This is a genomic window from Seonamhaeicola sp. ML3, from assembly GCF_023273855.1.
In the GTDB taxonomy this organism is placed as follows: Bacteria; Bacteroidota; Bacteroidia; order Flavobacteriales; family Flavobacteriaceae; genus Seonamhaeicola.
The window spans coordinates 1,052,026-1,065,935 of record NZ_CP096884.1 but is presented as its reverse complement, the minus strand read 5'-3'; the positions used below and the strand labels follow the sequence as shown (position 1 = coordinate 1,065,935).

The 13,910-nt window shown below is 36.8% G+C and carries 10 protein-coding genes and 1 tRNA gene; 6 read left to right on the top strand and 5 right to left on the bottom strand.

The window, feature by feature from the left end; genetic code table 11:
* The first annotated feature begins 14 nt into the window (after positions 1 to 14).
* Complete coding sequence (locus tag M0214_RS04855; protein ID WP_248724343.1) at positions 15 to 3,446, top strand: reprolysin-like metallopeptidase; 3,432 nt, start codon at positions 15 to 17, stop codon at positions 3,444 to 3,446.
* A gap of 71 nt (positions 3,447 to 3,517) precedes the next feature.
* Here the strand turns inward: M0214_RS04855 and M0214_RS04850 are convergent, their stop codons facing one another.
* The 4 genes from M0214_RS04850 to M0214_RS04835 all read right to left on the bottom strand — a co-directional run bounded on the left by M0214_RS04850 (position 3,518) and on the right by M0214_RS04835 (position 6,412).
* The gene (locus tag M0214_RS04850; protein WP_248724342.1) at positions 3,518 to 4,057 is read right to left on the bottom strand and encodes a hypothetical protein; all 540 of its coding nucleotides are present in this window, start codon (positions 4,055 to 4,057) and stop codon (positions 3,518 to 3,520) included.
* Between the two features lie 47 nt (positions 4,058 to 4,104).
* The gene (gene pth / locus M0214_RS04845) at positions 4,105 to 4,671 is read right to left on the bottom strand and encodes an aminoacyl-tRNA hydrolase (protein ID WP_248724341.1); all 567 of its coding nucleotides are present in this window, start codon (positions 4,669 to 4,671) and stop codon (positions 4,105 to 4,107) included.
* A 148-nt stretch (positions 4,672 to 4,819) separates the two neighbouring features.
* The gene (locus M0214_RS04840) at positions 4,820 to 5,446 is read right to left on the bottom strand and encodes a 50S ribosomal protein L25/general stress protein Ctc (protein WP_248724340.1); all 627 of its coding nucleotides are present in this window, start codon (positions 5,444 to 5,446) and stop codon (positions 4,820 to 4,822) included.
* Between the two features lie 24 nt (positions 5,447 to 5,470).
* Positions 5,471 to 6,412, bottom strand: a complete 942-nt coding sequence (locus M0214_RS04835; RefSeq protein ID WP_248724339.1) for a ribose-phosphate pyrophosphokinase — start codon at positions 6,410 to 6,412, stop codon at positions 5,471 to 5,473.
* Between the two features lie 143 nt (positions 6,413 to 6,555).
* Here M0214_RS04835 and M0214_RS04830 point away from each other — a divergent pair.
* The 5 genes from M0214_RS04830 to xylE all read left to right on the top strand — a co-directional run bounded on the left by M0214_RS04830 (position 6,556) and on the right by xylE (position 12,535).
* A tRNA-Leu gene (locus M0214_RS04830) sits at positions 6,556 to 6,640 on the top strand.
* A 176-nt stretch (positions 6,641 to 6,816) separates the two neighbouring features.
* Positions 6,817 to 8,022, top strand: coding sequence for a glycoside hydrolase family 88 protein (locus tag M0214_RS04825; protein ID WP_248724338.1), 1,206 nt, complete (start codon positions 6,817 to 6,819; stop codon positions 8,020 to 8,022).
* Between the two features lie 288 nt (positions 8,023 to 8,310).
* Positions 8,311 to 9,795 (top strand): xylulokinase, encoded by a 1,485-nt coding sequence (locus M0214_RS04820; protein ID WP_248724337.1) that lies wholly within the window; start codon positions 8,311 to 8,313, stop codon positions 9,793 to 9,795.
* A 7-nt stretch (positions 9,796 to 9,802) separates the two neighbouring features.
* Positions 9,803 to 11,110 carry a xylose isomerase gene (gene xylA / locus M0214_RS04815; protein ID WP_248724336.1) on the top strand — a complete coding sequence of 436 codons (1,308 nt, stop codon included), beginning with the start codon at positions 9,803 to 9,805 and terminating at the stop codon, positions 11,108 to 11,110.
* A gap of 12 nt (positions 11,111 to 11,122) precedes the next feature.
* Positions 11,123 to 12,535 carry a D-xylose transporter XylE gene (gene xylE, locus M0214_RS04810; protein WP_248724335.1) on the top strand — a complete coding sequence of 471 codons (1,413 nt, stop codon included), beginning with the start codon at positions 11,123 to 11,125 and terminating at the stop codon, positions 12,533 to 12,535.
* Between the two features lie 57 nt (positions 12,536 to 12,592).
* Here the strand turns inward: xylE and M0214_RS04805 are convergent, their stop codons facing one another.
* Complete coding sequence (locus M0214_RS04805; protein WP_248724334.1) at positions 12,593 to 13,891, bottom strand: sulfatase-like hydrolase/transferase; 1,299 nt, start codon at positions 13,889 to 13,891, stop codon at positions 12,593 to 12,595.
* Positions 13,892 to 13,910 lie beyond the last annotated feature (19 nt).

Below are 13,910 nucleotides of genomic sequence, written 5' to 3'. Positions count from 1 at the left end.
TGCCCTTTATTATTATGAAAGCAAAGCTACGTTATGTTTTTTCAATAGCAATGTTTTTAACAGCATTTTCAGCTATTTCTCAAAACACGCCTTGGCAAAAACTAAATGCTTTAGATGAGTCTGAAATCTTCTCTAAATTAGACATAAACGAAGAAGAAGTATCTTTTTTTCAATTTAATAATACAGAATTCCATGAGAGTTTACGAGGTGTAAACACAAGGTTTTCTAAACAAAAAAAAGAAGCTGTTGTCGTTTCGCTTCCGGGGGTTTCAAATCGCTCAGAACGTTTTGAGATTTTTTATGCACCAGTTTTTGCACCAGAGTTAGCCGAAAAATACCCGGAGATTAAGTCCTATATAGGATTTGGTTTAGATACTCCCGGAGCTAGGTTGAGAATGAGTGTCTCCCCCCATGGGATACAAACCATGATATCCTATGTAGATAAGCCCAATGTATTTATGCAACCTATAGAAAGGGGCTCTAACACTTATGTAATCTATAACAAAAAAAGCCATAGAGGTTTGTCTAAGAAGCTATTTTGTGAAACTCACAACGAATTTCATGAAGCCCATAACAACAAAGGGGTGACATCTAAAATTAATGAAGGTGGGGCTAATGACCAAACCCTTCAAAAGTTTAGAATAGCCATATCGGTAACAGGAGAATATACAGCATATCACGGGGGAACAGTTGCAGATGCCCTAGCAGCAATCAATGCGACTCTAACCCGAGTAAATGAAATATTTGAAACGGATATGGCCGTTACATTTCAGCTAATTGCAAATAACGATTTGGTAGTTTATACCAATGCAGGTACTGATCCGTATTCACCGGCTGGCACTGGTGTAAATGGCGCTTGGTCTGGTGAAGTGCAATCTACTTTAACAAGTGTGATCGGAGAAGCCAATTACGATATAGGGCATCTTTTTGGAGCTTCGGGAGGTGGAGGTAATGCAGGGTGTATTGGTTGTGTTTGTACAGACAATTCTAAAGGTAGTGCTTTTACTTCACCATCGAATGGTGTGCCAGAGGGCGATTTATTTGATTTGGATTTCGTGTCTCACGAAATTGGTCACCAAATGGGAGCAAACCATACTTGGGCTTTCGAAAGTGAAGGTACAGGAGTGAACGTAGAACCCGGCAGTGGTTCCACAATAATGGGATATGCAGGTATTGAAGGTGCCAATAATGTAGAGCTTAATGGTGATGATTATTTTCATTACTACAGTGTAAAACAGATTTTAGAAAACCTATCAGGAAAGAGTTGCCAGACAACCGAGGTTATTGCAAATAATCCACCACTTGCCGATGCAGGGAGTAATTTCAACATCCCTAAAGGAACACCTTATGTTTTAAAAGGCGCTGCCTCTGATGCCGATAGTGGTGATAACCTCACCTATTGTTGGGAACAGATAGATAGCGGTGTTACCAATTATTTAAACTTTGGGCCATCTTTACCATCAGGACCCATGAATAGGTCTTTGCCACCCACTAATTCACCTAATCGCTATATTCCAAGGCTGCGTAGTGTATTGGCGGGTAATATTGAACAAATAAACCCAACATTGGGTAGTGATTGGGAAACTGTGTCTAGCGTAGCCAGATCTTTAAATTGGGCATTAACTGTTAGAGATCGCTCACCCAACAACGCTGCAGGCGGTCAATCTAGTTTCGATACCATGCAAATTATAGTTGAAGATGTAATGCCGTTTACTATAGAAAATCCAGTATCTTGGGCTCAAGGTAGTTCTCAAACTATCAGTTGGGAGGTTGGGGAGACAACTAACGCCACAATAAATTGCCAGAATGTGAATATCCTGCTATCGACTGATGGCGGCTCTACGTTTTCAACGGTGATAGCATCTAATGTTCCCAATAACGGGTCGTTTGGTTATACCGTACCTGCTATTCCCGATACAGATCAGGCTAGATTATTGGTTGAAGCTGCAGATAACATCTTTTATGATGTATCCGATTTCGATTTTTCCATTTCTTCAGATGCTGATTTCTTTATGGTTAATGAAACTTTAAATCCAATAGGTTGTGGAGATAATGTAGTAACTCTTAGTTTCGATTATGTTACTGCAAATGGCTTTTCAGAAGAAGTTACCTTCAGCGCAAGTGGTCATCCTGTAGGAAGTGTGGTGACATTTTCGCCAGCTAGTACAAGCGTTTCGGGTCCGATTACACTAAGTATTTCTAATTTACAAAATGTCCCACAGGGCAATTATAATTTTGATATCGTTGGAAATGCATCAACAATAACAAAAAATAAAAATATAGAATTACCATTTTTTAATAGTGTTTGTCAATCGATAGGAAATACTGACTTTAACACAAGTACCACTTTAGTACAATTTAACACGATAAGCCAATCCTCAGGAAAGCCATCAGGCTATAGTGATTATACAGATGTACAGACCGATGTTAACCGTAATATAGCTTACGATTTATCGGTTAATGTAAATACAGATGGTAATTTTATAACCAATACCAAGGTTTGGATAGACTGGAACCAGAATTGTAGTTTCGATGACCCCGGCGAGGAATACAATTTGGGAGATGCTTCGAATGTTCCTAATGGGCCAACGGGTAATTCACCACTATCCATACAAGTACCTTTTGATGCGGCCATAGGGAATACCATAATGCGCGTGTCTACAAAGTTTAAAGACGATGGTATTGTAACCTCTTGTGAAAATGGTTTTGACGGCGAAGTAGAAGATTATACCATAAATGTTTTACCTGATTCGGCATTTGATACCTCAATCACTTTAGTACAAATCAACACTATAGATAATGCCACAACGAAAACTCAGGGTTATAATGATTTTACTAATATTTCGACCGATTTAAACAGAGTCAGCAGTTACAATTTAAATGTGAATGTTAGTACAGATGGAAATTTTACTACGGCTACCATGGTTTGGATCGATTGGAACCAAAATGGAGTATTTACAGATTCTGGTGAGGAGTACGATATGGGTGAAGCGACAAATGTTACCGATCAGCCCACTGCAAATTCGCCATTAGCTGTTGTTGTTCCAGTTGAAGCTCTATTAGGTAATACCGTTATGCGTGTAGCAACTGGGTTTACTGGAGGTTCGGAATTATTGCCGAATACAAATCCTGTTGATGGTGAAGTTGAAGATTACACGCTTAATATAGTGCCAACTGCTAATATTGAAGAGTTTGGTTTCGAAAATTTAGTAGTGTTTCCAAATCCTAATAATGGAGCATTTACTGTAAAATTAAATGGATCTATAAACCGAACGGTTATTTTAGAGGTATTTGATATATCAGGTGCCTTTCTCTTTAAAAGCGAGTATGTAGATGTGGGGGATTTTAGAGAAAATATAGAATTATTATCTGTTGCATCGGGCGTTTATATACTCAATGTAAGCGATGGATTGAGAAAAATTACCAGAAAACTAGTTGTTAGATAACGTTTTTGGCTATGGTTTCTTTGCAGAAAAATCCGCAGGAATTACCGATTAGGAAATTCTGCTGTAATGAACTACAGCCGTCTTTGTTGGTCACTGGCTTTTTTTGTTTTTAATTGATATTTAATTCCATAAATCAATCCTATCATTCCTCCAAGATAGCTGAGTGTATGCATTGTTCCTACTGCTAAAAAATTACTTGGATCGACTAAATCAGATGGTATATTCCAGTCAAAATGTAATTTTGAGAGTATAATATATCCGACAAAAACTCCTAAAATACCGAATATAAATGCAGATATTAAAATCCGAGTAGTTGCTCCGACAACACCTTTAATCATTAATTTTATCGTTTGTTGATTAATTCCGATTAGTCCATTAATGATTCCCATTATTAGTCCGAACCACCAAGTTGATAAAACACCAACTATTGAAACTTTTAGTCTTTCGTCTCCATATCCGTTTTCCCAAAGTCCAAATTGGTCAAATTTGAAATTTGTGAAATATTCTTCTGAAATATTATAAGAAGCTTGATTGTGCAAAATTCCGTAAATCGAAGCGAGAATTATTGAGATAATTATGATTAATATTAAAAGTCCAATTTTTTTCGCCATTTGATTTTTTCAGCTTGTGCCCAACATGCTTGTGTAAAGATTAAGCGTTACTTCCCATTAAAACTATTCATAGTATTGCTGACACCAGATAAAGCAAAAGATTTTATGAGTTCGCAGGATTGTTCTAGTCTTTCGTCTAGCTTAGCAATTTCTTCATCATTCCAGTCTCCAAGTACATAATCTACTTGTCTTCCTTTGCTAAAAGCATCGCTAATACCAAACCTAAAGCGGTTGTATTTAGTGGTGTTAAGTTTGTCCTGTATATCTTTTAAACCATTATGACCACCATCACTACCTTTAGTTTTAAGCCTAATGCTCCCGAAAGGTAAGTTTAAGTCATCTGTAATGACAAGTAAATTTTCTAAAGGTATTTTTTCCTTAGTAAGCCAATATAAAACAGCTTTACCGCTTAAATTCATATAGGTGCTTGGTTTAAGGAAAATGAATGTTCTTCCTTTTAATTTAAATGTTGTGAGGTCTCCTAGTTTTAAGGTTTCGAATGTAAGGTCTTCTTTTTTTGCAAAATGATCCAAAACTTTAAAACCAATGTTGTGCCTGGTGTTTTCATATTTAGCACCAATATTGCCAAGGCCAACTATTAAAAATTTTTTCATAGGATTTTCTTCTTCAACTTTAAAAGACGAATCATTTTTTTTAAATAGATTCAGTAAAAACGCAAACATTTACAAACTCAATTTGTGTAAAAATAAAAAAGCATCCTGAATAAACCAGAATGCTTTTCTTATAATAAAAACGTGTGTTTTATTCTTGAGCAGCTTCAGCAGCTGGAGCTTCTGCTCCTTCAGCAGTAGCTTCTTCCTCTTCATCTTCATCGGCAACTGCAGTTCTAGACGTTCTTACTTGACAAACAACGGTGTTGTCTGGGTGCATGAATTTGTAATCATCGCTTGGTAAATCACCAACATATACTTTTCCACCAATTTTAAGAGGTGTAATATCAACCTCGATAAAATCAGGTAAGTTAGCAGGAAGTGCTTTAACACGTAGTTTACGGTTGTTTCTTCTTAATACACCACCATTTTTAACACCTCTGGAGTTACCAACAAGGTTAACAGGGATAGTTAATGCAATTTCTTTGTCCTCGAACAATTGGTAGAAATCTACATGTAATATTCTATCAGTTACAGGGTGAAACTGAATGTCTTGCAATACAGCATTGAATGTATCACCATTATCTAAAGTAATTACAACTGTATGCGCATTAGGCGTATAAACCAGTTTAGAAAAGGCTAATTCAGGTGCTGAGAAATGCACTGGATTATCCCCTCCGTATAATACGCAAGGAACCTGTCCAGCATTACGTAAGGCCTTTGTTGCTTTCTTGCCCACGCTTTCTCTTTGAGATCCGTTGATTGTAATCGATTTCATTTTTATTTATATTTAATTATTAATTTACATTACAAATTTTGAACTTATACTTTGGTTGTTGTGTACCTTCTGCATCACTTCGGCAAATAAATCGGCACAGCTCAATACTCTAACTTTATCGCTTTCTTGCGTTAAAGGAATAGAGTCTGTTACTATAAGTTCTTCTAATTTTGAATTTTTTAAATTATCGTATGCTTTTCCAGATAAAACAGGATGCGTACAAATTGCTCGTACACTAAGTGCGCCACGTTCCATCATTAAGTCGGCAGCTTTGGTCAATGTTCCAGCTGTATCTACCATGTCATCTACAAGCACAACATTTTTTCCAGTAACATCGCCTATAAGCTCCATGTGCGAAATCACATTGGCCTTAGCGCGTTGTTTATAACAGATAACTACATCGCTTTCAAGTGCTTTAGAATAAGCATAAGCTCTCTTAGAACCTCCCATATCTGGAGAAGCAATAGTTAGGTTATCAAGGTTTAGGCTTTTTAAATACGGCAAGAAAATGGTTGAGGCGAACAGATGATCTACAGGCTTTTCAAAGAACCCTTGTATTTGGTCGGCATGCAAGTCCATAGTGATGATACGTGTAGCACCTGCAACTTCCAACATCTTAGCAATCATTTTGGCAGCAATTGGTACTCTTGGTTTATCTTTCCTGTCTTGTCTTGCCCATCCAAAATAAGGCATTACGGCTGTAATATGTCTTGCCGAAGCACGCTTGGCAGCATCTATCATCAACAACATTTCCATTAAATTTCTTGGGTCTGGATGTGTGGATCCAATAATGAATAACCTGGCCCCACGGATAGATTCTTCATATGATGGTTGAAATTCACCATCACTATAAGTTGAAGTAATCACGTTTCCTAATTCTTCACCAAAAGCTTTAGCAATCTTTTCTCCTAACTCCACACTTTGTGTACAAGCAAAAATTTTAGCTTCGGTATTAACTATGGCCATGGTTAACGTGTTGTTTTATAGTGTCTAAGCACTCGTTTTTTTAGCGAGGTGCAAATTTATACATTTATTTTAACCTGAAAAGTATAATCAAGAGTATTTTTGTGCGTAAAATAGAAAAAAAAACTATTTTTGCTGTCCGAAAAGCTCAAGTGGCGGAATTGGTAGACGCGCTGGATTCAAAATCCAGTTTCTTCGGAAGTGTGGGTTCGATTCCCACCTTGAGTACCAAAGGGATAAATCATTTATTTGATTTATCCCTTTTTTTTTATGTCTTCATTTAAAACCTCCTCAAAAAAAACTTTAAAACTTAGAGAAATGAGGTTTATTTTTTTTCTATGACTTAGCCTTGTTTTTCTCGAGAGGATTTTACTATTTTTAGAATCCAAATTAACAACTAAACAGACATGAAAAGTATATTTCATTATGCAATTGCCATAGCCTTAATTGTGGTGATGGGCTCTTGCACTACCTCTAAAAAGCAACAAGTTTTTTCAGTAAATCAAGCTAAACAAGCCTTAGATACGGCCTTGGTGCAGTACAAGTTGATGTATAATTCTATTCCAGATAGAGGTAAATACCCAACGAGTACCCATAAAAATGGGAAAACACGTTGGACACCACCAACCGGATGGACTAGTGGATTCTTCCCTGGGTCGCTTTGGTATTTATATGATTATTCTAAAGACGAAACGTTTAGAGACATGGCCGAAATCACCAATGCGGCTCTAGACACTATAAAAACCTACACAGGTACACACGACATTGGTTTTATGTTATACTGTAGCTTTGGAAATGGACTTCGCTTAACTGGAAATGAGCAATACAAAGACATTCTAAAAACAGGAGCTAAAACACTAGCTAGTAGGTACAATCCGGTGACTAAAACCACGCTTTCGTGGAGTTGGGGCGCCCGTATGGGTTGGCAATTTCCTGTAATTATTGATAATATGATGAATCTTGAGCTTCTATTTTGGGCGGCCAAAGAAACCGGGAACAAGGAACTTTATGATATTGCTACCACTCATGCCACTACAACTATTAAAAACCATTACCGAGAAGATTATAGCTGTTACCATGTTGTAGATTACGATACCATAAACGGTAGTATTCGCTGGAGAGGTACCTTTCAGGGCGCTAGCGATTCTTCTGCATGGGCCAGAGGGCAAAGTTGGGGGCTGTATGGATACACATTGGTTTATCGCGAAACCAAAGACCCAAAATATTTAGAACAAGCTGAAAAAATTGCAGGTTTTATATTGAATCACCCTAATCTGCCAGAAGATTTAATCCCGTATTGGGATTTTAATGCCCCTAACATTCCAAATACCGAAAGAGATGCTTCGGCTGCTGCGCTCATAGCCTCCAGCTTTTTAGAGTTAAGCCAATATGTAGAGGAACCTAATAAGTCGACCTATTATTTGGCTGCAGAAAAAATTCTAGCAAAACTTTCTAGCGAAGAATATTTAGCTAAAACAGGAGAGAATAACTTTTTTATTTTGAAACATAGTGTAGGCTTCCATCCAAAAGGTCTCGAAGTCGATTCACCCATTAATTACACAGACTATTACTACATAGAGGCTTTGTTGAGGTACATTGCACTTAATGAATAAACCCGCTTATTAAACCCATAAAATTTACTTAAAGGTTTAAGTAAATTTACTTGAAGGTTTTTTTAAGCAACATAGCACGCTTTAATAGGTTGATATTACTGATGTTTTTGTGGTTTATGTGTTTTTTTAAATGAATAATTTTTAAGCTATTAATGGGGATGAGAAGATCTTTTGTTTTGGTGGTCATGTAGATTATTAACAATAAATAAATACTTTTAAAGCTGGAATAAAATTGATTTTGAACAACTTCCCCATTCACGTTCAAAATTCTCAGATAAAATTTAAGATTTGTATTATATAGGATTAGATATTGGTAGCTCTTCGGTTAAAGTGGCACTGGTAAATTCGGCTTCTGGCGAAAACATATTAAGCTTAAACGAGCCTAAAACAGAAATGGAAATTTCAGCTCTTCAAAAAGATTGGGCTGAGCAAGACCCAGACTTATGGTGGACGTATGTTTGCAAAGCTATAAAACGGGTTTTGGCCGAAACTAAAGTCGATGCTTCAAAAATTATAGGCATTGGTATTTCATATCAAATGCATGGATTGGTGATTGTAGATAAGGTAGGTAAGCCATTACGAAATTCCATTATCTGGTGCGATAGTAGAGCAGTAGGTATAGGAGAAGATGCTCATAAAGGCTTGGGTGAAGACTTTTGCGCCGAGCATTTGTTGAATTCTCCCGGGAATTTTACGGCTTCCAAGTTAAAATGGGTTAAAGACAATGAACCAGATATTTATAATCAGGTTTACAAGTATATGTTGCCCGGAGATTATATCGCCTATAAATTAACTGGCGAAATGAATACCACTAAAAACGGACTATCTGAAGGTATTCTTTGGGATTATAAAAAAGATACTTTGGCAGAATCCTTATTAGATTATTACGGTATTGATAAAGACTTAACTCCTAATATTGTTGAAAATTTCACTAATCAAGGTATAACTAACGAAAAGGCTTTTGAAGACACCGGAATCCCAGCTGGCGTGCCTGTTACATATCGTGCTGGCGATCAACCAAACAATGCCTTGTCTTTAAATATATTTAACCATGGCGAAGTAGCTGCAACTGGTGGAACATCTGGTGTGGTATACGCTGTTACCAATACTTTAAAATCTAAAGAGTCTTCAAGAATTAACCATTTTATTCACGTAAACTATACGCCAGATAATACTACGGTTGGTAAATTATTGTGTATTAATAGCTGCGGAATTATGTACCGCTGGTTAAAAGATAATATTGGTATTGATTCTTACGAAGCCATGAACAATAAAGCTGCAGAGGTGTCTATTGGTTCAGATGGTGTAGCAATTATTCCTTTCGGAAACGGCGCAGAGCGTATGCTGAACAGTAAGAATATTGGGGCCCATTTTTTAAACTTCAATTTAAATCTTCATAATAACGCCCATTTGTGTAGAGCTGCCCTCGAGGGTATTGCGTTTGCGTTTGTTTACGGTATGGAAATTTTAAAGAACGATAATGCCGAAATTAATGTGATACGAGCAGGGAACGATAATTTATTCAGAGCTGAAATTTTCTCTAATACCGTGGCAACACTAATTGGTCACGAAATTGAAATTTATAATACTACAGGTGCAGTTGGTGCGGCCAGGGCTGCAGGATTAACAGATGGTGATTTCAAGACATTTGGTGAAAAGATCACTAAAAATGATCATGTTATGACTTTCATGCCGCTTCAAAATAAAGAACCTTACCAAGAGGCTTATCAAAACTGGAAAAAAGAATTAGAAATTATACTAAACAATAAATAATACTACTATGGAATATTTTAAAGGTATCGATGCTATAAAATATGAAGGAAAAGAATCAGACAATCCTTTAGCATTTAAGTACTACAATCCAGATCAAGTTGTTGCTGGAAAAACCATGCGTGAGCATTTTAAGTTTGCTATTGCTTATTGGCATACGTTCTGCGGACAAGGTTCGGATCCATTCGGACCTGGAACTCAAAATTTTGCTTGGGATAAAGCGGCAGACCCTATCCAGGCAGCAAAGGATAAAGCTGATGCGGCTTTCGAATTCATTTCTAAAATGGGATTCGATTACTATTGTTTCCACGATTACGATTTAGTTCAAGAAGGAGCAACATTTGCAGAATCTGAAAAACGATTGGCAACTATTGTTGATTACCTTAAAGGAAAACAAAGTGAGTACGGTAAAAAATTACTTTGGGGAACGGCTAACTGTTTTTCAAACCCTAGGTATATGAACGGTGCTTCTACTAACCCAGATTTTAATGTGGTGGCTAGAGCAGGAGCTCAAATAAAATTAGCTCTAGATGCTACCATTGCCTTAGGTGGTGAGAACTATGTGTTCTGGGGAGGTCGTGAAGGTTACATGTCGTTATTAAATACCGATATGAAGCGTGAGTTAGACCACATGGCACAATTGTTAACCATGGCAAGAGACTATGCTAGAGGACAAGGGTTTAACGGTACGTTCTTTATAGAGCCAAAACCAATGGAACCAATGAAACATCAATATGATTTCGATGCTGCTACAGCCATTGGATTCTTAAAAGAGTACGGTCTTGATAAAGATTTTAAAATGAATATTGAGGTAAACCATGCTACGTTGGCACAACACACATTCCAACATGAATTAGAGGTTTCTGCCAATGCTGGTATGTTAGGAAGTATTGATGCTAACCGTGGCGATTACCAAAATGGCTGGGATACAGACCAATTCCCTAATAACATTCAAGAAACTACAGAGGCGATGTTGGTGTTCCTAAAAGCTGGTGGTCTACAAGGCGGTGGTGTGAATTTCGATGCTAAAATTAGAAGAAATTCTACCGATATGGAAGATGTGTTCCACGCACATATTGGTGGTGCCGATACATTTGCACGTGCTTTAATTACTGCCGATAAAATTATATCTTCGTCACAGTATGAAAATTTAAGAACAGCGCGTTACAGTTCTTTCGATTCTGGAAAAGGTAAAGATTTTGAAGATGGTAAGTTGGATATGAAAGCGCTTTACAATATTGCCAATGAAAACGGTGAATTACCATTAACCAGTGGTAAGCAAGAGTTATTCGAAAATATTATCAACCAATACATATAAGACACTAAAACTATGGGAACAACTAATTCTAAGTATTTGATTAAACTAACCCTGGTGGCCACCTTGGGTGGATTACTTTTTGGGTATGACACAGCTGTTATCTCTGGAACCGTAAGTTCATTAGAGCATTTCTTTGTATTACCATTTGGTTTGGAAGAAACAGCTGCAAATTCGCGTTTAGGCTTAGTTGTTTCCAGTGCATTAATAGGATGTATCATTGGTGGACTTTCAGGAGGTATAATAAGTAAAAAATTTGGTCGTAAGAATGGATTAATCTTGGCAGCCATTTTATTTTTACTATCTGCTTTAGGCTCTGCCATGCCAGAAATGCTCGTTAAACCTATAGGAGAGGCAAATCATACTTTTATCTATATTTTCATTGTTTATAGAATTATAGGTGGCATTGGTGTTGGACTCGCATCCATGCTTTCACCTTTATATATTGCTGAAATTGCACCTGCTAAAATCAGGGGGAAACTAGTTTCAATGAATCAGTTTGCTATCATTTTTGGTATGCTGGTGGTTTATTTTGTAAACTATTTTATTGCAAAACAAGGCGACGATTCTTGGTTAAACACCATTGGCTGGAGATGGATGTTTGCTTCTGAAACAATTCCGGCTACATTATTCTTGTTAATGTTGTTGATGGTTCCTGATACACCAAGGTCTTTAGTATTAAAATCTCAACCTCAGAAAGCACTGGATGTATTAACAAAAGTGAATGGTGTTGAGGAAGCTAAAAAGATTTTGGGTGAAATTCAAAATACTGTGGTTAGCCACTCAGGTAAATTGTTCTCCTATGGTGTCCCAGTCATTGTAATAGGGGTTTTATTATCGGTTTTTCAACAGTTTGTTGGTATAAACGTAGTGCTTTATTATGCGCCAGAAATATTTAAGAGTATGGGATCTGGAACAGATGCTGCCTTACTGCAAACTATAATTGTTGGAGCGGTTAACTTGTTGTTTACTGTATTGGCAATTATGACCGTAGATAAATATGGAAGAAAACCGCTAATGATTATTGGGGCCGTAGGTATGGCATTCGCCATGTTTTCATTGGGAACCTCTTTTTATATGGAATCGGTTGGTATAGGAGCGCTAATATTTATGTTGATTTATGTTGCAGGTTTTGCCATGAGTTGGGGACCAGTTTGTTGGGTATTGCTATCTGAAATTTTCCCAAATAAAATTAGAGGCAAGGCTCTTGCCGTAGCGGTGGCTGCCCAATGGATTTCTAATTATTTGGTGTCATGGACATTCCCTATGATGGATAAGAACACTTATCTGTTGGAAACATTTAACCACGGTTTCGCTTATTGGATTTATGGTATTATGGGAGTTCTTGCAGCGTTATTAGTTTGGAAGTTTGTTCCTGAAACTAAAGGTAAAACCCTTGAGGAAATGGAAAGTGTTTGGAAGAAATAGATATATACAATTTAGTAAAATAATTGAGGCCTTAACTGAAAATCAGTTAAGGTCTTTTTAATTATTTACAATATCATTAATTAAATCCAGTAATTCATCTTTTGAATTTTTTTGACGTTCTGTTAGGTGATTAGAATTTAGAAGATTATTTTTTTCTAAAGGGTCTGAAATGAGGTCATAGAACTCAAAATAATTTGCGCCTTTATCTATTAATTTATAAGATTCGTTTCTGATGGCATACGTGGTATTTTTTACCCTTCTATTTGCACCCATACTCATGAAATTATAAGTTCTGTTTTTTCCTTCGGAATGGTCTAGTAAATGTCTAAAGCTTATGCCATCATTATGGCTTCCATTAGGAAATGCTTTTGGATTTACAATTTGTGAAAAGGTCGTGTAAAAATCGCTTACGTTTATCAACGCCTGCTCTTCATCGTTATATCGTGTTACGCCATTTCCGGATATTATTAAGGGAACTCTAACCCCACCTTCATAGGTAGTACTCTTACCCCTTCCGCTTGGAAAACCAGACATCATTCTACCTGGAGAACCATTGTCTCCAAGAAAAATAATCACTGTATTTTTCAATACCTTTTTTGGAATGCCATTAATTAATCTGCCAATCTCATAATCCAAAGACTCTATCATGGCAATGTATTTTCCTTTGTTGGTCTCAGTATTGTCATTACTATACGTCCCCTCAGGTGGAATTTGAAAAGGGGCATGAGGAGCAGCATGGGCTAACCACATAAACCATGGTTGTTTTTGATTATTAATCCAATCTATAGCATAGTCTGTGAAATATTTTGTAGCATAGGTATTGCAATATTCAATCTTGCCATTTTCATACTTTTCCCAATTATAATAATCTTTAACACCAGAAGATAATATGCCCATAAAATGATCCACACCATGCTCAAAGGGATGTTGGTAATTGTTTCTTCTACCTAAATGCCATTTTCCAATTACGCAGGTTTTGTACAGTCCGTTGGTTTGCTCTTTTATTTCCTTGAAGATAGATTTATGTTCTGTACTAAGATTCCCGGGTACGGAGTTTACCCCATTATTAATACCATATTTACCAGTAACGAGAGAAGCTCTTGTTGCTGAACAAACTGGAGCTGACCAGACGTTGTTAAACTTAACGCCATTGGCACTCAATTCGTCGAGGTTAGGTGTTTGTGCATCAAGATTGCCAATATTGTATATGCTCAGGGCATCAACGCCCATATCATCTCCTATAATAAATAGAACATTGGGATGGTCGATGTTTTGATCATTACCACTAGTTAAGCCAGTGATAAATGGGAATAGAACAATTAGTTTAATTAGAATTAAAATGGATATTTTTTGCATAATGAAGTGTTAGAACTCA